Origin of the sequence: Nocardia sp. NPDC047654, assembly GCF_043205035.1 — a bacterium.
Taxonomy (GTDB): Bacteria; Actinomycetota; Actinomycetes; order Mycobacteriales; family Mycobacteriaceae; genus Nocardia.
The window spans coordinates 92,419-111,517 of sequence record NZ_JBIDDF010000017.1 but is presented as its reverse complement, the minus strand read 5'-3'; the positions used below and the strand labels follow the sequence as shown (position 1 = coordinate 111,517).

Sequence of the window (19,099 nt, the reverse complement as noted above, 5' to 3'; positions counted from 1 at the left end):
AGGATTGAGGTTCGCGATACCGGGGACCCGGCCAACCCCGGAACTCAGTGGACTTCGAGCAGTACCGCGCCTCCCATTCCGCCGCCGGCGCACATCGCCGCCAGCCCGATCCCCCCGCCACGCCGACGCAGTTCGTGGGTCAGTGTGGTCAACATCCGAGCGCCGGACGCCGCGACCGGGTGCCCGATACTGCAGCCACTGCCGAAAATATTGACCTTTTCTTCATCGATATCCAGCAAACGGCAGGAGGCCAGGGGAACGGGAGCGAATGCTTCGTTGATTTCGAACAGGTCCACATCGGCCAGGTCCAGCCCCGCCCGCTTCAGCACCACCGGGATCACTTCGGTGGCCGCCAGACCCATCCGGTGCGGCGCTACCCCGATCGAGGCCCACGCACGTACCGTGGCCAGCGGCCGCAACGAGCGCTGCGCTGCCAGATCGTCGCCGACGAGCATCAGCGCGGCCGCCGCATCGTTGACACCGCTGGCATTACCGGCGGTGATCGCGAAATCTGGAATTTCCGGGTGCAGCGGCTTCAACGCGGCGAGTCGCTCGGCGGTCGTATCCCGGCGCGGATGCTCGTCGACGGCGAACTCCTGCCGCGCGCCCCCCTCGCCGACCAGCGGCACCGAGACGATCTCATCGGCGAAGACACCCGCGTCGATGGCCGAGACGGCCCGCCGATGGGAGCGCAGAGCCCAGGCATCGACCTCGGCCCGGGTGAGCCCGGCCTCCACCATGGTGTTCCAGCCGACCGTCACGGTGACGTCATCGGTGTAACCGTCGTAGTAGGGGAACGTCGGCAGCATCCCCTCGCGCGGCTCCCTTCCGGGGAGGTCTCGCCAGCTCAGCGTCGGCTTGGTCGAGCTCGACTGCACGCCTCCGGCGATCACCGCGCGGTCCATCCCGCTGCGAATCGAGCCGGCGGCGTTCGCCACCGCGGTCAAGCTGCCCGCACAGTGCCGGTTGACCGCCTGGCCCGGGACGTGCGTGAGACCGGCCTGCACGGCGGCATAGCGGGCCAGCACACCCCCGCCGTACAGAGATTCGGCCAAGACCACATCGTCGATGTCCTCCGACGCCAGCCCCGAACGCTCCAGTGCCGCACCGACTGCCAGGGTGGCCAGTTCCTCAGCGGGCACATCTTTCAACGTGCCTTTTCCGGCGGTGGCAACAGGGGTGCGGACGGCCGCGACGACTACTGCTTCCGGCACAGCGGCTCCTTTCGGTCGCACGACAAGCGCGTCAATCGTTTAATGAACTTACTGATACAACGTAAGTGTATCCGTCGTACCGAACCCAGGAGGCATGATGACCACCACCGACCACCGATTTCCCGTCGCATGAGCCCCGACATCCACGATCTCGCCGCCCGCGAATCGGTGCGGGACACCATCACCCGCTACGCCATCGCCGGCGACCGAGGACGACTCGACGAGCTGGCCGCGTGCTTCACTCCCGAAGGGACGCTGGAGGTGCACTCGGCATGGACCGCCACCGGCCGCGATGAGATCGTCACCAGGCTCGCCGCCAACCAGCGCGACCGGGGCACGGCGGAGACCCCAGGCTTTTTCATCCGGCATTTCGTCATCAATATCGACTTCGAGCTGGTGACCGACACAGAGATACGGACCGCCGCCTATTTCCAGGTACTCGGCCCGCAGGGACTCGACCACTGGGGCAGGTACCGCGACGTGCTCGTCCCGCACGAGGGCCGCTGGCGGTTCCGCCACCGGCTGGTGCGCGTCGACGCCCGCGCCACACAGTCGGCTGCCGTGAAGATGCCCAACCGCTCTCCCGGCCCGAAACATGAGGTGCAGCAGTGACTTCCGCCCGGGAAACGGGCTCACCCGATCAGTCGACGCAGTTACCGCCACGCAACTCCTTCCAGCTCCTGTTCGACCCCCTCTTCGGCACGATCTTCTGGGGCAAACTCGCCGTCGGGGTCGGCGTATGGGTGCACAATGTGGTCGCTGCGATCCTCGTCTTCCAGATCACCGGGTCGGCATTGTGGGTCGGCATCGTCAGTGCGGTGCAGTTCACCCCGCAGGTCCTGCTCGCTCCTCTCAGCGGCAAGTACGCCGACCGGGGCCATCTGGTGTCGGCCATGGTGCTCGGCCGGATCGTCTGCGCAATCGGCTCCGCCGGGCTCGCGGGATGGGTACTTCTCACCGGTGACGGACTCGGCCCGGGACCGATCGTGGCGGCTTCGCTTATCACCGGTATCGGCTTCACCCTCAGCGGGCCGGCCCTCCAAGCGATCGTGCCGATGATCATTCGCACAGGTGAGCTACCCCGGGCGATGCGGCTCAACACCGCACCGCTCACGGTGTCACGGGCCGCGGGCCCCGCCGCCGGTGCGCTGCTGATGCTGGTAGCTGACCCTGCGCTGATATTCGCCCTGGCCGCCGCGACGCACCTGATCTTCGTCGCGCCGACGTCTTGGCTACGCAAGCGATTCCAAGCCAGCACAGAACAGCACATCGACCGGGACCAGCAGAGTTTCTCGGTGTGGTCGTCGGTGCGCCATGTCGTGGCCGACCGACCGCTACTGCTCCTTCTGATCGGGGTCACGGCCATCGGCATCGGCACCGAACCGACGACAACACTGGGACCGCCGTTGGCCGAAGCACTGGGACAGGGCGAGCAGTACGCCGGCCTGATCACCTCGGCATTCGGTTCCGGCGCCTTCGCCGGGCTGTTCGCAGGCGCTCTGATCGAGCGGTTCGCTCCGCGATGGTCCGGCGGCACGACCGGACTGTGGCTGCTCACCACCGGCCTGATCGCGGTGGCCGTCGTCCACAATCCGGTCGCCGCCCTCATCGGCTTCGCTGTCGTCGGGATCGGCATGACTGTTGCCCTGACCGGCCTGACCACCGCCATACAGGAGCGGATCCCGGCCGCCTACCGTGGACGGGTCATGGCGTTGTGGCTGGTGTGCTTCACCGGCTCACGCCCACTCGCCGCCGTACTCGACGGCCTGCTGGCAGATCTTGCGGGGCCTGCAGCCGCGGTACTGGCGACCGCGGCGGTCGTCGGCGTGGTTGCCGTTGTCAACCGCCGCGGTCGCGTGCACCGGCCCGCCGCAGGGCTCCGAGCCGATCCGATCCGATCCGAAATACTCTGAGTGTGCTCAGACGATCTGCGCCGCAGGCGATGTAGCGGTCGCCAGGAACTCCCCGGGCGAGTACCGCGGCTCGAGCAAGTTGCGCCGTAGCGAGTCCCCGCCGTCGATGGTCACGCAGGTACCGGTGACGTAGGCGGCGAACGGCGAGCACAGATAACTCACCATCCATCCGAGTTCCCGCGCCTGCCCCAGCCGCAGGGCCGGAATGTTCCCCGGCAGGCCGCCGAAGCTGTCGCCGCCCTCGAAGCGGCCGACCGCGAGCGCGTTCACGCGGATATCGCGCGGTGCCCACTCGACGGCGAGCGACTGCGCGAGGTTAACGAGTCCGGCGTGGGCGGCCGCCGCCGCACTCACCCCCGGCCCGCCTAGCAGCGCCACCGGATCCAGGAGCACAAGCGCGACGCCGCCTCGTTCGCCGCGACGCGCCCCGAAGGCGCTGAGTACCGCGAAGGCGGTCGCCAGCTCCCGGCCGGGGCCGTCGCGCCAATCGGCCGGGCCGATATCCTCGGCCGGGCGCGGTGGCGACAGTGTGGCGCCCAAGACCAGAATGTCGGCGTCGGCAGCCCCTACCCACCGCGCTGCTTCCCCCGGATCGGCGGCATCGGAAAATACCACGTCGGCACCGAGCGCGGCGAGCGCCTCGTGCGCCGTCCGGGTCGCGAACCCGGAACCGATGAGCACAGCCTTGGAGCCGGCCAGCGTGGCCGCGGGCAGTGCGAGGTGCACATCAGCCGGTGGGGTGGGCAGTCCGCGCGTCATCGCAGCTCCTCCGTTTCGAATTCTGTGCCGTCGGTGAGATCGGATTCCCACAGGTTGTCACGCTCATCGACCGGCAGGTAGGGGAAACCGATCGGGCGCCTACGCAGATGGTCGGCACCGGTCAGATGGAAGTTCTGGCCAGTTACGTAAGCGGCGTAGGGCGACGCGAGAAACGTCGCGAGCCAGCCGATCTCCCGTAACCTCCCCACCCGGCCGGCCACGAGCCGGGGCCGGACTCTGGCGTCGGCCTCCTCGGCGGTGGCGGTCCGTGATCCCTCGTGCGGAAACCACCCGGCGACAATACTGTTCACCCGGACCCCGTCACCGGCCCATTCGGCGGCCAGCGACTGGGTGAGTGTGGCTACCCCAGCCTTGGCGCTCGACGACGCGGCCGCCCCCGGATAGCCGGTGGCCTGATATTGCGCGCCGTTGTTGATGATGGAACCCTCCCGCAGACCGGCGTCCTGATACCGGCGGAAGAATTCGGCCGAGGTGATGAAGGTGCCTTCCAGCGCGATTCGGGACACCGCCGCGAAACCGTTTGGCGAGAGATCCGCCGATTTTGCGGCGAAGTTCGCTCCGGCGTTGTTGGCCAGGATGGAAATAGGCCCGAGCTCGCGCTCCACCGCTTCGAATGCCGCGGCGACCTCATCTCCCTTGCGCACGTCCGCACCCACCCCGATCACCCGGACTCCGGTTTCCGCAGCGATCTGCCGCGCCGATTCCTCGGCTTTGGCCAGGGTCCGGCCGACCAGGCCCACAGCGGCGCCGCAGCGCGCGAAGGCCGTGGCCGTCTCCCGCCCGAGGCCGGACCCGCCGCCGGTGACCAGCGCGACCCGGCCGGCCAGCGCATCGACGGGCAGCATGGACGCAAGTCGTGGTGGTTCCCGCAGGGCCATCGGTGTGCTCCTCACTCTGCAGCATTCAATACCTTCATAATAAGTATAATCAGATTACTGATGACCTCAGACGGTCATCGTGTAGGAGAGGGCACACGCATGATTCGAACCCGGGTCACCGAGCTATTCGGCATCGACCACCCCCTGATCTGCGGCGGGATGACCGGATTGGGCACCGCCGAACTCATCTCGGCTGTCGCGGAAGCAGGAGCGCTCGGCTTCCTCACGGCGCTGACCCAGCCGACTCCGGAGGCCCTGGCCGCGGAGATCACCCGCACCCAGGAACTGACCGACCGACCTTTCGGGGTGAACCTCACGATTCTGCCGACGATCGAACCGGTTCCCTACGACGACTACCGTGCTGTCATCATCGAGTCGGGCGTGAAGGTAGTCGAGACGGCGGGCTCCAGCCCGGAACCGCACCTGCCGGACTTCAAGGCGGCCGGAGTGAAGGTGATCCACAAGGCCACCAGCGTCCGCCACGCGATTTCCGCTGCCCGCAAGGGGGTCGACGTGATCAGCATCGACGGGTTCGAATGCGCGGGACACCCGGGCGAGGACGATGTGCCCGGCCTGGTGCTCATCCCAGCGGCCGTCGCGCGGCTCGACATACCCGTCATCGCTTCCGGCGGTATCGCGACGGGCGCCGGCCTGGCCGCCGCGCTCGCCCTGGGCGCCGACGGAGTCAACATGGGCACCCGGTTCATGGCAACCACCGAGGCACCCATCCACACCAACGTCAAACAGCAGATCGTCGCCAATACCGAACGCGATACGCTGCTGGTGTTCCGCGAGTTCCACAACACCGCTCGCGTCGCCCGCAACGGGATCTCCGAGCGGATCGCAGAGATCGGACGCCGACCAGGCGCTACCTTCGCCGACGTCGCCGAACTCGCTTCCGGCACCCGCGGCCGCGCCAACGTGCTCGGGGCCGGCGATATGGAGGACGGCATGTGGTGGGCGAGTATGGCACAGGGACTGATCGAGGAGATCGGGTCGTGCGCGGAGGTTGTCACCGCGATCGTTGAGGAGGCCACCGAAATCATGGGAAAGCGCCTGCCGAGCCTGCTCGATCGGTGACGCCGGGCACCGCCTCCGCGGCCACCACGAAGCATGCTCATCGCAACGCCATCCTGGAAGGAGCATGATGTGACGGCACAGGCACTCGCCGCCTGGGCACGCTCCGGCGCGATGGCGCTGACCGGGCGGCCTAGCGGCCCACCCCTCGCCTCCCCCGGCCATCCCGCCCTCGTTGTCGAGCAGGCGCTGGCCCGAGTCGGCGCGGCCGCGCTGGCACGCACTGGCACCTGCGCGGATCTTCCGGATGTCACCGTTTTGTCCGAGCGGGCCGCCATTGCGGGCTTCACCAGGAACGCGCCCTGGTCGTGCGGTGGGCACTACCGAGCCGTCCGCGCCGGCGACGGCTTTATCGGGCTTTCGCTGGCGCGACCGGCCGATATCGCTTTGGTCCCCGCCCTCGTCGAAGCGGACATCGCGGGTAATCCGTGGACCGCGGTCGAGGACTGGGCCCGCCGCACCACCGTTGCGGAGGCGGACGAGCGGTTGGTCCTGCTCGGTCTGCCGGGAGGCATAATTCCGGACAAAGTACCGGTTCCCCAGCGGGAACCGGTACGGCGCAACACCGGTGGTCACCGGACATGGATCCGCGAACGCCCTCGGATCGTCGACTTCAGTGCCCTGTGGGCAGGCCCGCTGTGCAGCCACCTGCTCACATGCAGCGGTGCCGAAGTGATCAAAGTCGAGAGCATCAATCGCCCAGACGGTGCCCGCCGCGGCCCTACCGAGTTCTATTCCCTTCTGCACGGCGGTCAGTACTGTGTAGCGATCGATTTCGGCTGCGCGACGGACCGCTCCCGCCTCGCCCGATTGGTGGCCAGTGCCGACCTGGTGATCGAAGCATCCCGGCCCCGCGCGCTGCAGCGCCTCGGTCTCGATGCCGAAGCGCTCGTCGGATCCGGCGTGTCCTGGTTGTCGATCACCGCCCGCGGGCGGCAGTCCGACCGGGTCGGTTTCGGCGACGATATCGCCGCCGGCGCGGGCCTGTACCTCGTCGACAGCGACGGCACCCCGCTGCCGTGCGGCGACGCCATCGCGGATCCGCTCACCGGCGTAATTGCCGCGGCCGAGGCCTCCGAGGCTCTGCTCGACACCCACGCACGGCTCGTCGATATCTCGATGCACGACGTTGCCGCCACAGCGGCCATGAGACCACCGGAACCGCATTCGGTTTCCCGCAGGGGGGAGAACTGGTGGGTCGACTGTGCGGCGGGGACGTTCCCGGTCCTCAACCCACCCCGCAGAACCACAACCAGAACCGCTCCGGCTCACGGCGCGCATACGCTGGAGTCACTGCTGTGAGCTGGATGATCCGCGATGTCGAACTGCCCAACGGGACAACAGCTGTCGATGTCCGAATCGTCGGCGGCTGGATCACCGAGGTGGGGCGCGCGCTGGCCGCCCACGGGGAGACCGAGGTGGAGGGGCGTGGCGGAGCACTCGTACCCGGTCTGCACGACCACCACCTGCATCTGCACGCAACCGCCGCTGCCCGAGAATCCGTCGACTGCTCACGCGGCTTGGACGCTCTACTCGATTCCCACGCGGCCAGGATCCGCGCGGTGGGCGGCAACGAGTCCGTCGATCGCCACACGCTCGACCAGCTCGTGCCCGACCGCCCCGTACGAGTCCAGCACCGATCCGGCGCGCTGTGGATGCTCAACACCTGCGCACTCAGCGAACTGGAGCCGCTCCCGCATCTACCCGGTGTCGAACGTGACTCCGCTGGTATCCCGACCGGACGGCTCTGGCGACTCGACGAACTTCTTCGCGGGACCTGGCCGCCGCATGGCGACCTGCGCGCGCTCGGCGACGAACTGGCTGCATTCGGCCTTACCGGAGTCACCGACGCGACACCCGGACTCACCGAAATACCCCCACACCTGCCCCAGCGTGTGACCCTCTTGGGGGAACGAAAACTCCTGCTACACGACCACGACCTCCCGACCTATGACGAACTCCTCGACCGTGTCCGCACGCTACGGCGACGCAATCTACCCGTCGCCGTGCACTGTGTGACCCGGACCTCGCTGCTGTTGACCCTGGCAGTTCTCAACGAAACGGGCGTCCGTCAGGGGGACCGCATAGAACACGGCGCTGTCGTACCCGAGCCTGAACTGTTACGCGGGCTCACCGTCGTCACTCAGCCCGCGTTTCCGGTGGTGAACCGCCGGAGATACATCGACGAAGTCGAACCCGACGACCTTCCCTACCTCTATCCCTTCGCCCGTCTGCTGGCCGCTGGGGTCCAGGTGTTGCCCAGCAGCGATGCACCTTACGGCCCCATCGACCCCTGGGCCGTGATGCGCGCCGCCGCGACTCGCGACCTGTGCCCGGACGAACGAGTTCCGGTGAAAACCGTATTCGCTGGATACCTGCGCGACGGTACGCTGCGGTCTCGCCGGGTGAGGGCTGGAACTGCCGCCGATCTCGTCCTGCTCGAAACACCACTGCAAGCCGCCCTCGACGCACCAGACCCAACGCTCGTCCGTCACGTCTGGATCGACGGGCAGTCTGTCCGGTGACAACGCTGTTTCCAGACCGCCCGGGTAGAGGTATGCCAGATACGACGAAACGGTCGCCTCGTCACGATAGAACGCTCGTATCCGATGATCACCCGTCCCGATTCAGCGGACTGCGCTAATGTCCTGAGCAGCCGGACCAACAGCTTTTCGGCCGCAAGCTGTCGCACCGATCCTCCCGTGCCCGGAGAACGAATTGATCACACCCCCGTCGGATCTCGTATCGACCGATGCCCCGCGCGTCCCGCTGTATTCCTCCGAGTTCAGCGCCGACCCACACGGCGCGTACCTGGAGATGCGCAGAAAATACGGCGCGCTCGTCCCGGTCGAACTATCGCCCGGTGTACCCGCCACCCTTGTGATCGGCTACCGAGCAGGTTTGGCCATCCTCAACGACCCTGCGCGTTTCCCGGCCGATCCCCGCGCCTGGGAAGTAACCGTACCGACTGACAGCCCGGTACTGGAAGTTCTGCGCTGGCGCCCGATCGCTATGCGCAGCGCCGGACAAGATCACGCTCGACTGCGCACAGTCGTCAGCACAGCTCTCGATGAACTCGACCTGCACACCATCCAAGGCGTAGTCCAACGCACCGCTGTGCCGCTGATCAACGCTTTTTGCACCACCGGCGCAGCAAACCTCGTCACACAGTACGCCGGCCCGCTCGTCTTCATGGTCATCAACGAGCTGCTCGGATGCCCACCGGAGATCAGCCGGCGAGCCGCGGCCAGCGTCGCGGCGATTCTCGATGGCACGGATTCCCAAGACGGTAACCGAGCATTCGAGAACGCGGTGCGACACTTGGTAGCGGTTAAACGGGCCGAGCCGGGACCCGACCTCACCACCAGCCTCCTCCGCCACGGCAGCACCCTGAACGACGAGGAGATCCTCCAACAACTGCTGGTCTTCTACGGCATCGGGATGGAACCGGTGCAAAACCTCATCACCAATACTCTGCGGCTGCTGCTGATCGACGACAGGTTCGGCGACGGAGTCGTCGGCGGTGCTCTGTCCACCCGAGATGCGCTCGACCAGGCTCTCTTCGAAGATCCGCCGCTGCCCAACAACAGCATTACCTACCCCAGGCAACCGATCCTGATCGACGGCGTCTGGCTACCCGCGAACCAGCCCGTCATCGTCAGTGCGGCCGGCTGCAACCGCGATCCGGAGATCGCCACCGGTGACCACATCGGCAACCGGTCCCACCTGGCCTTCAGCGCGGGGACACATGCCTGTCCCGCCCGGTCGATGGCCTATCTGATGGCGCAGAGCGCCGTCGATCAGCTGCTCGACGCCCTCCCCGAACTTCGGCTCGCCGTGGCCGGCAACGAACTACAGTGGCGTCCGGGCCTCTTCCAGCGAGCCCTGGCCGAACTACCGGTGACATTCGAACCTGCACCGCTCATGCCGCTGCTCTGATTGCAGAGGCGATGCTTCAGCGGGCCCCGGTCCGCAGTGCACCGCCGCCGTCGACCGGCAGAACGACCCCGGTTACGAAGGCCGAATCATCACAGGCGAGGAACAGGGCCGCGTTGGCCACGTCCCAGCTCGTGCCCTGGCGCCCCATGGGAAGCTTCGATGCACGCGCGGCCGCTACCTGCTGCCGGGAATTGCCGGTGGCGTCGGCAATTCGATCCACGCCCATCGGGGTATCGATCATTCCTGGAGCCACACAGTTCACCCGCACCCCGTGCGGCGCGTACTCGAGCGCCAGTGCACGGGTCATCGAGTTGACGGCAACCTTGGCGGTCGAATGGGCGATCGCCTCACCGCTGGCCAGCAGGCCCGCCGGCGAAGAGATGTTCACCACGGCGCCGTGGCCCTGTTCACGCAGGTGCGGCAGGGCGTACTTGCAGGTAGACCACATTCCGGTGAGGTTGATCTCCAACCCTGTGCGCCACTGGGTGACACTCAACTGTTCGGTCGACCCGCCGGGGACGATGCCGACGTTGTTGTGCAGAACATCAATCCGGCCGAATGCGGTGACAGCTGCAGCAGGGATCGAACGGCAATCCTCTTCATCGGTGATATCGGCGCGATGAGCCTGCGCGATCCCGCCTTCTTCGACGATCATCCGCACCGTTTGCTCCGCGCTGACCAGGTCCCGGTCCACCACCAAGACCCGAGCGCCCGCCCGCGCGTAGGTCAGCGACGCCGCACGCCCGTTGCCGATGGTCTCGCCTGGCGCCTGCCCGCCGCCGACGACAACCGCAACTTGGCCGGCCAGCTTCCCGCGTGTCACTGCTCCGGTGTCGAGCTCGATCATTTGGAGGCCATGCGGATTTGCACCTTCCTGCTCCAGCTGCAGTAGCTGTCCGCAACATCTGCTTCTGCGTCGAAGGGCCGAACAAGAGAAGTCGACGCCGAGAGCTGCGGCCTCGTCCGGCAGGTACCCGGTACCCAGGCCCGGCTCAACCCGGCCGCCAAACACGATGTCCAGCGTGGCGTGATCTTCGCAAGCAGAAGAGGGTTGCGGTACGGAAGCACCGCTAGCGAAGTGAACAATCGAAGTGACGTGGTTCCCGCCTCAACAGCGGCCAGGGCGACAAACGGGTCGAAACAGTCATGCCCTCCCGGATCTGCACGCCGTCGCCGCGGCGGGGCCGGATGGTCGTCGAACGACAAGCCATCGAACCCGGCCTCCTCCGCCGCGCGGGCCAGTTCCGTCAGAGCCCTCGTACTCGCGAGAACGCGGAGTTCTCCCGGACCGTACCGCTCATCGAGTAGAGGAACTTCACGATCACTCCTTCCTCGACCCGAGTTGTCGAGCCTCTTGGATCGACTCCGATCGCTCTCACGACGGCCGTCGTAGGAGCTTCCACCGCAGTAGACCAGAACCTCCGCATGAGATCAATAAACTAACTAAATTTACCAAAGCCTTCCTCGCGGCCAGGCGATCCGCTAACTTCATCGATATGTTCGCGAGCTCGTCCAGGCAGCGCCTTTCCACCGACAACAGGACCGAGGTCGCAATCACGAATGCCGACCGATCGGCGGACTGTACGCGAAGGCCGGCGCCCGCGGTGCCGAGCACCCCGCCATCACCGACCACCGGAGATTCGCGCATACAGGGCGACAAAACACGCACCCGAGGAACAAGTTGGCCCTCGCCGGCCGAACATTCGCCTTCACAACCCGAACTGCGACGACAGTGGCGGAGGACGGTCGTCAAGAGCACAGCATGAACCGGGGGGCACACCTCGCCACCACCACCGGACTCGCCGGAATCCGGCAGGAACAACCCCATGAAAGGACCCACCATGGCAGGACGTGTAGCGGGCAAAGTCGCGCTCATCACCGGTGCGGCGCGCGGCCAAGGCCGGGCGCACGCAGTGCGGCTGGCCAGTGAGGGCGCCGACATCATTGCTTTGGACCTGGCCGGCCCGCTGCCTGGCGTGCCCTACGACTCCCCCACCCCGGATGATTTGGACGAAACAGCGCGCCTGGTAAAGGAACGGGGCGGCAGGCTTATCGCCTCCATCGCCGACGTGCGGGATATCGACGCTCTGCGAGCGGCCACAGATGCCGCAGTGGCCGAACTGGGCCGACTCGATATCGTCATCGCTAATGCCGGAATCTGCGTTCCCAACCCTTGGGACGGGATCAGCCCGCAGGAATTCCGGAATGTCATCGACACCAATGTGATCGGCGTGTGGAACACCGTCATGGTCGCGGCACCGCACCTCGTCGTCGGCGGGCGCGGCGGCTCGATCGTGCTGACCAGTTCTTATGCCGGTGCGAAGATGCAGCCGTTCATGGTGCACTACACCGCGAGCAAGCACGCCGTCACCGGAATGGCTCGAGCCTTCGCCGCCGAACTCGGCAAGCACGACATTCGCGTCAACAGCATCCATCCCGGCGCTGTGGAGACCCCCATGGGATCGGGAAACATGCGGGCCGCCATGGCGGCCGCCGGCGAGACCAATCCCTTACTCAACGGCATGGGCACCCCCTTCTTGCCCCGCTGGTCCGCAACCGTGGAAGAAATCGCGGACACGGTGCTGTTCTTGGCGAGCGACGAGTCGAAGTACATCACCGCAGTGCCACTCTCCATCGATGGCGGTGCCGCGCATTTCTGATGCCCTCGAGACGCCGTGACCGCGCGCTGATCCGCCACCTGTAATGACGGGAGTCCGAGCCGATGAACCGACCACGCCCACCCGAGCCGCGAACGCGGCCCGGCCTTCGCCCGGCCGACACGCCACGGCCGACCGGCAGTGAGGAACCGTTCGACGCCATCATGGTCCACGACATCCTGGACTACTTTCAGAAGTGCCCACGCTGCGGCCACTTCGCCCAGGCCTCCGCGACAGTCCGTGCCTACCGGGACGGTCGGCGTGAGACGGTCGTCTCCACCACCTGCGGCTTGCCCTGCGGTTGGCACGACACCGTGCGGCCGGATCAGCTCAGCCTATGACGTCACCCGCGGTTCAGGCCGTACGCCAGCTCACCGCGGGCGTCGCCACTTCGACGCGAAGCCGCACCCGGTCCTGGTAGAAGGCCACGTGGCCTTCTAGGCGCGCCACCATCGGGTCCCGGTCCTCGTAGCTCCAGATCACCGGTTCACCCCGTCGCCGTCGCAGTGCCGGTACGTGGCCACTCCTTTGAACGGGCACACCGTGCTGAGCCCTTCGGCGCGCGGCAACGGAACCAGCACATCGGCGCGGGGCAGGTAGAACACCAGTCCGTGGTCCTGTTCGTCGACCAGCAGCGCTCTCGTGGACTCCGCGACCATGCGATCACCGAATTCGACGGTGACCAGGTTGCGCCGGGCGTGGACATCGACCCGATAGTCGGGACGGGCGGCGAAACCCGAGTGTTCGGTCATCGGCAAGCTCCTGTTCACAGCTGCGCCGGCACCGGCACGGCCACATCGCCGGCACGCAGCGGCCGAATCATCGCCTCCTGCGGCCCGGAGACGCCCGCCCGGCCCGGTCGGGTCTGGCTGCGCATCACCGCGCACGTTCTCGACGGCGCGGACGTGGTGTACGGACCAGGGTGAGCAGGAAGCGGCGGGCGGTGGCCCGGGGCTTCCCCGCGTACGCCGCCTCGATGGGCCGGGTGCTGCTGGCCGGGCTGTCCGACGCCTCGCTGGAGGACTACCTCGCACACATCACCCTCGCACCCTCTCACAGCACGGGCCATCATCACCACCGACAGATTGCGCAAGTAAGTGGCCAAGGTTGGGCGCCGACGGCTACTGCATCGTCGATCAGGAACTCGAGGAGGGGCTGCGGTCACTTGCCGCGCCGATCCGCGACCACATCGGCGCCGTGATCGCTGCGGTCAACATCTCTACGCAAGCCGCCCGGTACTCGGCGGCGGCCGTGCGCAAGTACCCTGCTGCCGCAGCTGCTCGCGACCGCCGAGGCCATCCATCCCGACCTCACCCATGTCCAGACACAAGCCTGGCTCTCCGTCCATCGCGTCAGCTGCGAGCGCTGCGAACCGCGGGCAATCAGGTGGACAACGGCGATAGGAATCAAGAATTGCGGTTTTCGGCTTCACCGACGACCCAGGCCGCTATCTGAGCGCGAGAATTGAAGCCGAGTTTCGTCAGGATGTGTTCGACGTGGCCTTGGGCGGTGCGGTGGGAGATCACCAATTCGGCCGCGATCTGTTTGTTGCTCAGTCCCTGGGCGACAAGGTCGGCGACTTGCCGTTCGCGCTTGGTCAAATTCACGGATGTCGGCGAGGTGTCACTCGCTCTCTCGCCGAGTGCATAGGCGACACAAGCGTCGGTGTCCATCATCTGTCCTCGCCGGAAAGCCGCGTCGAACCGCCGATTTCCGAGCGCACTACGACTTATCCGCTCACATTCGTCATGGAAGACCGCCGTGGCCGGAAGCAAGACTCCTTCGCGGGGTCCCGAGGGCCAGATTCGCTGTGCGGCCCCCATCAGGACGGCCGCACGCTCGGCACTGCGGTCGGCTGCTGTCCAGGCCAGCGCTTCGAGAGCGTAGGCGATGGTCACCGGGCTGTGCGCCCGCGCGCTGACACGGAAAGCGTGCTCGAGCAGTTGCCGGGCACGGTCGCGTTCGTTTCGCCGCCACGCGACAACACCCGAACCACGGAGCGCGATCGATCGATACAACAGTTCGCCTCGCGCCTCCGTGATGGCAACCACCTGGCCGTAGCACTCGGCGCTGCGAGCCATGTCACCTCGCACTTCGTATGCCCAGCCGGCAACGGTCAAAGCGCTGACGAGAATATCGTCGGGTCCATTGGAGCGGAGCATCTCGACCGCCTGTATGAGCAAATCGCAGGCCGCAGCCGCGTCACCGCGCATCATCGCCAAAAACCCCGCGGTGTATTCGATCCGCCCCTCGATAGCCGGAGTCACCGTGTGGGCGAAAGCCTGACGCGCAAGTATCCGGCCCTGCTCCAGCAGTACGGCCGCCGACTCGAAATCCTCCACGGACGCCGCCATGCACGCTCCGACACACAATGCTTTGAGGCGCTCGGAGGGCGGTTGCGGGCCGGAGTGGTCGATGACGCGGTCGAGCCAAGACCGGGCTTCCCAGAACATACCGCGGAAAGACCAGAACTGGAACAGCGCGGCGGCGGTGCGCAATCCCGCTGCCGCCGCGTCCTCGCCCTCCTCGGACAAGGAGAATTCCAGCGCCTCACGGAAGTTGGGCAGCTCGCGCTCGAGTCGCGCGATCCAGTCGAGCTGCCGGTCGCTGATCCAGTCGGCTTCCGCGTTCAACGCCAACCGCTGATACCAGTCCCGATGCCGTCGGCGCAGACCCTTGTCCTCGCCGAATTCGCGCAGCTTCGCGCGGCCGTACTCGCGGACCGTTTCGAGCATTCGGAAGCGTACGACCGAGTTCGATTCCTCCCGGATCAGGATCGACTTGTCGACCAGGGACGACAACACCTCCAGCGGATCCGGCGGCACCGCATCCCCACCGCAGATCTGTTCGGCGGCGTCGAGCTCGAAACTTCCGGCGAACACCGACAGCCGCGCCCACATCCGCTGCTCGGCCGCAGTACACAGCGCGTGGCTCCAGTCGATGCACCACCGCAGCGTCTGTTGCCGGGTAGGCGCGGTGCGACTACCACGGGTCAGCAAGGCGTAGCGATCGGTGAGGCGCTCGAGAATCTGGGCGGCCGACATCGTGCGCATCCGAGCCGCGGCCAATTCGATCGCCAGCGGCAAGCCGTCGAGCCGGGCACAGATCCGGGCGACAGTGGCTTTGTTGTCCTCGTCGAGCTCGAAACCGGGGACGGCCGCGGCGGCGCGGTCGGCGAACAACGCCACCGCGTCGAAACGGGGCATCTCCCGGATGGCCGGTTCACGCTCGGGATCGGGGACCGTCAGCGGCGGCACCCGCAGCACTGCTTCCCCTGGAATATTCAGCGGCTCCCGGCTCGTCACCAGCAACCGCAGTCCCGGGCAGACCCGCAGCAACGTCTCGTCCAGCTCCGCTACCGCCTCCACCACCTGTTCGCAATTGTCCAGAATGAGCAGCACGTCTCGCGAACCGATGAAGCGCGCCACGACCTCGACCAACGGCGCGCCGGGAACATCCCGCACACCCAGGGCGGCCGTGACGACGCCGACGAGCAACGCCGGGTCCGACACGTCGGCCAGTTCGATCAACCACACTCCGCCGATGAAGTCCCGCCGGGCCTTCGACGCCGCCCGCAGCGCCAGCCGCGTCTTCCCGACCCCCCCGATCCCCGTCAGCGTCACCAGCCGCGAGGCCGCCAGCAGATTCTTCACCTCCGCCAACTCGCGGCGGCGATCGATGAAACTGGTCAGCTCTAACGGGAGATTGCCCTGGTCAATCCGGCCGACCGCCGCGACCGGCCGAATCCCTCCTCCGGTCAGTGATTCGCGGCCCCGATGAACGAGCGGTATCTCGCCTTCCGACGCCATCTCACCCGACGGGAATCCGAGCAGCTGCCGCGCCTGCCGAAGGCTCTCCCCCAGAGCCGCCGCCGACGGCCGCCTCTTCGGGTCACGGCTCATCGCGCTCTCCACCACCGCCGACACCTCCCCTGGGATAGCCATCTCCCGCAGATCTGGCACCGGCTGGGTGGTGATTCGCAGAAACTGGGTCACCATGTTCTCCCCGCTCCGGCGCTCGAACGCCGCATGACCGGTCAACGCGCAGAACAACGTCGCCCCCAGCCCGTACACATCCGCCGCAGGCGTCGGGACTTCGCCTTCGAGAACCTCCGGCGCGGTGAACGCGGGTGAACCGGTCAACGTACCCGCAGCAGTCCGGAACCCACCGCCGATGTGGGCGATACCGAAATCAGCCAGGGCCGGCTCACCGTACTCGGTCAGCAGGATATTGCCCGGTTTCACGTCCCGATGCACGATATCGAGCCGATGCGCGGCGGCCAAGGCCCCCGCGATCTTCACCCCGATGTCCAACACGCCTTCCACCGGCAGCGGACCATTCTTGCGAATCCACGCATCCAACGAATCCCGCGGGTAATACGGCATGACCAGATACGGCCGCCCACTGGACGTCGTACCGACCTCCAGCACGGTGACGATGTTCGGCAGCCCCGTCAACCGGCCCATCGCCCGCTGCTCCCGCAAGAACCGCGCCTGATTGTCCGCATCCAGATCCGCGGTCGACACCTTCACCGCCACCATCCGATCCAGCCTCGGCTGCCAGCAGCGATACACCACCCCGAAACCCCCGCGACCGATCTCCACTGCGTCCTCGAAACCAGCGGCGTCCAACTCCACCGTGACCGGTGATACCACCTCACGGCGCGTCTGCAGCGGATCGTCTCCGGTCATAGGCCGTGTCGCGCTCCCACCTTCCGCCAGATGCACTCCTCTTTCCCTCAGCCTATCGCCGGAGAATTCTTACCGACGGAATATCAATCTCCGCTTCCTCCTCGCGGACACCCGCACGGGCGACACAACACCGCCCTTTGCCCCAGAACCGCCACGCCCGGCCATTCCTCCAGACCAACGAGGGTGGCATCGCCCCCCGCCAGCCCGCGTCCACGCACCCAGTGCCCGGAGTTGCGGCAGCAGGTCCTGCTGGTTCCGTTGTCGCGCGCCGAAGGGCTCAGCACGGTGTGCCCGTTCAAAGGAGTGGCCACGTACCGGCACTGCGACGGCGACGGGGTGAACCGGTGATCTGGAGCTACGAGGACCGGGACCCGATGGTGGCGCGCCTAGAAGGCCACGTGGCCTTCTAAGTGCCCGAGCGTGGGCGAGCACGACCGCAGCCTCTCGATCGGCCGCGTAGTTGTCCTTGCCGCCCAGAAAATAGTCGTAGATACGGCGCTATGGGCTCGGTCCTGCCTGAGATTCGCCGATCCCTCGCGGTCGGCCACAACCCTCTCCTTACTCCGGTGATCAGGGTCCACGGTGAGAAGTTGACCCTCCCGGTGGTCATGGACCGATATGTCGAGCCCGCGGATCTGCACTGACCGCGAAGACAGGGAACCGGTCCTCCCACGGATGGGGCTGGAACCGGACGCGCACCGCCCCGTTCGGCGATCGGGGGATCTCCCCTTCCAGGGAGGTGCAGACCCACGGACCTTCGTCCAACGCCACGATCGCGATCGTCAGCGGCACCAACCCGCCTCGCCGGTCGGTCGGGGCCCGATCCACCACCCGCCACGACACGACCGAACCCGCACCAGACGACGGCACACGCTCGAGCTCGTCGGATCCGCAGGACGAACACCCGGACGTGATCGGCGCGAGCAGCTTGGCACACCGCACGCAGCGGTGAATCATCAACATGTCATCCGCGCACGGCTGCCTGTCGTCGCCGAGGGAATTCGCAGGGTGCTTCAGGTCTGGCGGGTGCATACGGGCCTCCACGAGAGGATGCTGACCGGTTCCGCTCCAGCCTGTTCTGGAAAGACGCGGTGGGCGACGGCCGAATGACCCGCGGTATACCTGTTTTTACCTCAGGCGACCGGCGCAGTCGGAGAACTACTCGCCCGATCAGAGGGTCCGACCGGGCCACCCACTGCAATCACGCCGCCACACCAGCCCCCGGCGTCCCTGCCAACCGCGCGCGCTGTTTCGCACCCGAGTCCACCACCACGACCTCAGTGCTCGCGCAACCTGCAGGTACCCGCCGATGGATCGGCAAGCGCCGCACCTCCGACATCCGAGGCTTCCAAGGCAACGAACATGTTGCGGGCACTTCAAGCCGGTAACACGTTCCCGGTTCGAGGGTGACTCAGCCGTTGGCATGAAGCCCCGGGCGTGGCCGGTCACCCCGTGACGTGTTCGAGGAAGCAAGCCGAGCGACACCTCGCTTGAGGCGCACGCTCGGTGAGGGACGGAAATCCCGCCTATACGCCGCAGACCGAAGTTTGCTATGAAATAGCCGCCCTGAGAATGTTTCGGTGTGTCCACTCACCGACACGCCGAAGGACGCGCGTAACTCACGATCGGGCGTACGCAGCCGACCGCGGCCAGATACCGCAGGTGGGCCACCCAAAGCCAGCTGGAACCCGCACCCTCTGTCCATGCCCGGGGCCCAAAACGGCGACGCATGCGACCGACTTGACCCATCTCACCAAAATCTCACACTTTCGGCGGGAAATGTCCGGATACGATGGGGCTTCTCCAGCACCGAGTTTCGCCGGAATTGCCTTCTGAACAGGCACGATGAGATGGGTTCGGATCGGTCCAGGAAACTTGAACCCAGGTCAAGTGGTCGCAGGTTCAAATCCTGTCAGCCCGACAGACGAGAAAGCCCCTCTGACCAGCGTC

General features: G+C 66.6%; 18 protein-coding genes, 1 tRNA gene and 1 pseudogene. 10 read left to right on the top strand and 10 right to left on the bottom strand.

What is annotated here, in order from left to right:
* Window positions 1–44: 44 nt before the first annotated feature.
* Window positions 45–1,214, bottom strand: a complete 1,170-nt coding sequence (locus ACGF7Y_RS30825) for a thiolase family protein (RefSeq protein WP_195065827.1) — start codon at window positions 1,212–1,214, stop codon at window positions 45–47.
* A 129-nt stretch (window positions 1,215–1,343) separates the two neighbouring features.
* Here ACGF7Y_RS30825 and ACGF7Y_RS30820 point away from each other — a divergent pair, with 129 nt between their 5' ends.
* Both ACGF7Y_RS30820 and ACGF7Y_RS30815 read left to right on the top strand, forming a co-directional pair.
* Window positions 1,344–1,826 carry a nuclear transport factor 2 family protein gene (locus ACGF7Y_RS30820; protein ID WP_195065826.1) on the top strand — a complete coding sequence of 161 codons (483 nt, stop codon included), beginning with the start codon at window positions 1,344–1,346 and terminating at the stop codon, window positions 1,824–1,826.
* Window positions 1,823–3,127, top strand: a complete 1,305-nt coding sequence (locus ACGF7Y_RS30815) for an MFS transporter (RefSeq protein ID WP_195065825.1) — start codon at window positions 1,823–1,825, stop codon at window positions 3,125–3,127. Before ACGF7Y_RS30820 ends, ACGF7Y_RS30815 begins: the two co-directional genes overlap by 4 nt.
* A 6-nt stretch (window positions 3,128–3,133) precedes the next feature.
* Here the strand turns inward: ACGF7Y_RS30815 and ACGF7Y_RS30810 are convergent, their stop codons facing one another.
* Together ACGF7Y_RS30810 and ACGF7Y_RS30805 are read right to left on the bottom strand one after the other, a co-directional pair.
* Window positions 3,134–3,886: an SDR family oxidoreductase gene (locus ACGF7Y_RS30810; protein ID WP_393239984.1), complete on the bottom strand. Its 753-nt coding sequence runs from the start codon at window positions 3,884–3,886 to the stop codon at window positions 3,134–3,136.
* Window positions 3,883–4,785 (bottom strand): SDR family oxidoreductase, encoded by a 903-nt coding sequence (locus tag ACGF7Y_RS30805; RefSeq protein ID WP_195065823.1) that lies wholly within the window; start codon window positions 4,783–4,785, stop codon window positions 3,883–3,885. Before ACGF7Y_RS30805 ends, ACGF7Y_RS30810 begins: the two co-directional genes overlap by 4 nt.
* Window positions 4,786–4,884: 99 nt before the next feature.
* Between ACGF7Y_RS30805 and ACGF7Y_RS30800 the strand changes: the two genes are divergently transcribed.
* The 4 genes from ACGF7Y_RS30800 to ACGF7Y_RS30785 all read left to right on the top strand — a co-directional run bounded on the left by ACGF7Y_RS30800 (window position 4,885) and on the right by ACGF7Y_RS30785 (window position 9,801).
* Window positions 4,885–5,865 (top strand): nitronate monooxygenase family protein, encoded by a 981-nt coding sequence (locus ACGF7Y_RS30800; protein ID WP_195065822.1) that lies wholly within the window; start codon window positions 4,885–4,887, stop codon window positions 5,863–5,865.
* A 69-nt stretch (window positions 5,866–5,934) separates the two neighbouring features.
* Window positions 5,935–7,164, top strand: a complete 1,230-nt coding sequence (locus ACGF7Y_RS30795; RefSeq protein WP_393239980.1) for a CoA transferase — start codon at window positions 5,935–5,937, stop codon at window positions 7,162–7,164.
* A gap of 5 nt (window positions 7,165–7,169) precedes the next feature.
* Entirely contained in the window at window positions 7,170–8,387 is a 1,218-nt protein-coding gene (locus ACGF7Y_RS30790) for an amidohydrolase family protein (protein WP_393240049.1), read from the top strand.
* 193 nt (window positions 8,388–8,580) lie between these two features.
* Window positions 8,581–9,801, top strand: coding sequence for a cytochrome P450 (locus ACGF7Y_RS30785; RefSeq protein ID WP_195065820.1), 1,221 nt, complete (start codon window positions 8,581–8,583; stop codon window positions 9,799–9,801).
* Window positions 9,802–9,817: 16 nt separating this feature from the next.
* On the opposite strand, the gene ACGF7Y_RS30780 is transcribed toward ACGF7Y_RS30785, so the two are convergent.
* Entirely contained in the window at window positions 9,818–10,648 is an 831-nt protein-coding gene (locus ACGF7Y_RS30780) for an SDR family NAD(P)-dependent oxidoreductase (protein WP_195065819.1), read from the bottom strand.
* Window positions 10,645–11,217, bottom strand: coding sequence for an LLM class flavin-dependent oxidoreductase (locus ACGF7Y_RS30775; RefSeq protein WP_393240046.1), 573 nt, complete (start codon window positions 11,215–11,217; stop codon window positions 10,645–10,647). Before ACGF7Y_RS30775 ends, ACGF7Y_RS30780 begins: the two co-directional genes overlap by 4 nt.
* A gap of 425 nt (window positions 11,218–11,642) precedes the next feature.
* Between ACGF7Y_RS30775 and ACGF7Y_RS30770 the strand changes: the two genes are divergently transcribed.
* Window positions 11,643–12,461: a mycofactocin-coupled SDR family oxidoreductase gene (locus tag ACGF7Y_RS30770; RefSeq protein ID WP_195065818.1), complete on the top strand. Its 819-nt coding sequence runs from the start codon at window positions 11,643–11,645 to the stop codon at window positions 12,459–12,461.
* A gap of 351 nt (window positions 12,462–12,812) precedes the next feature.
* Here the strand turns inward: ACGF7Y_RS30770 and ACGF7Y_RS30765 are convergent, their stop codons facing one another.
* Together ACGF7Y_RS30765 and ACGF7Y_RS30760 are read right to left on the bottom strand one after the other, a co-directional pair.
* A complete protein-coding gene (locus ACGF7Y_RS30765) occupies window positions 12,813–12,941 on the bottom strand; it encodes a hypothetical protein (protein ID WP_267469269.1) in 129 nt (42 codons plus the stop codon).
* Window positions 12,938–13,210: a DUF427 domain-containing protein gene (locus ACGF7Y_RS30760; RefSeq protein WP_393239975.1), complete on the bottom strand. Its 273-nt coding sequence runs from the start codon at window positions 13,208–13,210 to the stop codon at window positions 12,938–12,940. Before ACGF7Y_RS30760 ends, ACGF7Y_RS30765 begins: the two co-directional genes overlap by 4 nt.
* A 355-nt stretch (window positions 13,211–13,565) precedes the next feature.
* Between ACGF7Y_RS30760 and ACGF7Y_RS30755 the strand changes: the two genes are divergently transcribed.
* Window positions 13,566–13,913 (top strand): IclR family transcriptional regulator C-terminal domain-containing protein, encoded by a 348-nt coding sequence (locus ACGF7Y_RS30755; protein WP_393239972.1) that lies wholly within the window; start codon window positions 13,566–13,568, stop codon window positions 13,911–13,913.
* Here the strand turns inward: ACGF7Y_RS30755 and ACGF7Y_RS30750 are convergent.
* Complete coding sequence (locus ACGF7Y_RS30750) at window positions 13,865–17,149, bottom strand: protein kinase (RefSeq protein ID WP_195065816.1); 3,285 nt, start codon at window positions 17,147–17,149, stop codon at window positions 13,865–13,867. The genes ACGF7Y_RS30755 and ACGF7Y_RS30750 overlap by 49 nt on opposite strands.
* 183 nt (window positions 17,150–17,332) lie before the next feature.
* Between ACGF7Y_RS30750 and ACGF7Y_RS30745 the strand changes: the two genes are divergently transcribed.
* Window positions 17,333–17,497: a DUF427 domain-containing protein gene (locus ACGF7Y_RS30745; RefSeq protein WP_228819972.1), complete on the top strand. Its 165-nt coding sequence runs from the start codon at window positions 17,333–17,335 to the stop codon at window positions 17,495–17,497.
* Between the two features lie 81 nt (window positions 17,498–17,578).
* On the opposite strand, the pseudogene ACGF7Y_RS30740 reads toward ACGF7Y_RS30745, so the two are convergent.
* Together ACGF7Y_RS30740 and ACGF7Y_RS30735 are read right to left on the bottom strand one after the other, a co-directional pair.
* Window positions 17,579–17,641, bottom strand: a pseudogene (locus ACGF7Y_RS30740) (SAM-dependent methyltransferase); the annotation flags it as partial.
* Window positions 17,642–17,755: 114 nt separating this feature from the next.
* A complete protein-coding gene (locus ACGF7Y_RS30735; RefSeq protein WP_228820035.1) occupies window positions 17,756–18,106 on the bottom strand; it encodes a Zn-ribbon domain-containing OB-fold protein in 351 nt (116 codons plus the stop codon).
* Window positions 18,107–19,000: 894 nt separating this feature from the next.
* On the opposite strand from ACGF7Y_RS30735, the gene ACGF7Y_RS30730 reads away from it, so the two are divergent.
* Window positions 19,001–19,070: transfer RNA gene (locus ACGF7Y_RS30730), tRNA-OTHER, on the top strand.
* Window positions 19,071–19,099: the final 29 nt, after the last annotated feature.

Excerpts from the sequence above, each read along its gene's own strand:
- ACGF7Y_RS30800 (WP_195065822.1), top strand. The coding sequence starts at position 4,885 with ATGATTCGAACCCGGGTCACCGAGCTATTCGGCATCGACCACCCCCTG.
- ACGF7Y_RS30805 (WP_195065823.1), bottom strand. The coding sequence starts at position 4,785 with ATGGCCCTGCGGGAACCACCACGACTTGCGTCCATGCTGCCCGTCGAT.
- ACGF7Y_RS30770 (WP_195065818.1), top strand. The coding sequence starts at position 11,643 with ATGGCAGGACGTGTAGCGGGCAAAGTCGCGCTCATCACCGGTGCGGCG.
- ACGF7Y_RS30790 (WP_393240049.1), top strand. The coding sequence starts at position 7,170 with ATGATCCGCGATGTCGAACTGCCCAACGGGACAACAGCTGTCGATGTC.
- ACGF7Y_RS30735 (WP_228820035.1), bottom strand. The coding sequence starts at position 18,106 with ATGATTCACCGCTGCGTGCGGTGTGCCAAGCTGCTCGCGCCGATCACG.
- ACGF7Y_RS30760 (WP_393239975.1), bottom strand. The coding sequence starts at position 13,210 with ATGACCGAACACTCGGGTTTCGCCGCCCGTCCCGACTATCGGGTCGAT.
- ACGF7Y_RS30750 (WP_195065816.1), bottom strand. The coding sequence starts at position 17,149 with ATGACCGGAGACGATCCGCTGCAGACGCGCCGTGAGGTGGTATCACCG.
- ACGF7Y_RS30820 (WP_195065826.1), top strand. The coding sequence starts at position 1,344 with ATGAGCCCCGACATCCACGATCTCGCCGCCCGCGAATCGGTGCGGGAC.
- ACGF7Y_RS30780 (WP_195065819.1), bottom strand. The coding sequence starts at position 10,648 with ATGATCGAGCTCGACACCGGAGCAGTGACACGCGGGAAGCTGGCCGGC.
- ACGF7Y_RS30810 (WP_393239984.1), bottom strand. The coding sequence starts at position 3,886 with ATGACGCGCGGACTGCCCACCCCACCGGCTGATGTGCACCTCGCACTG.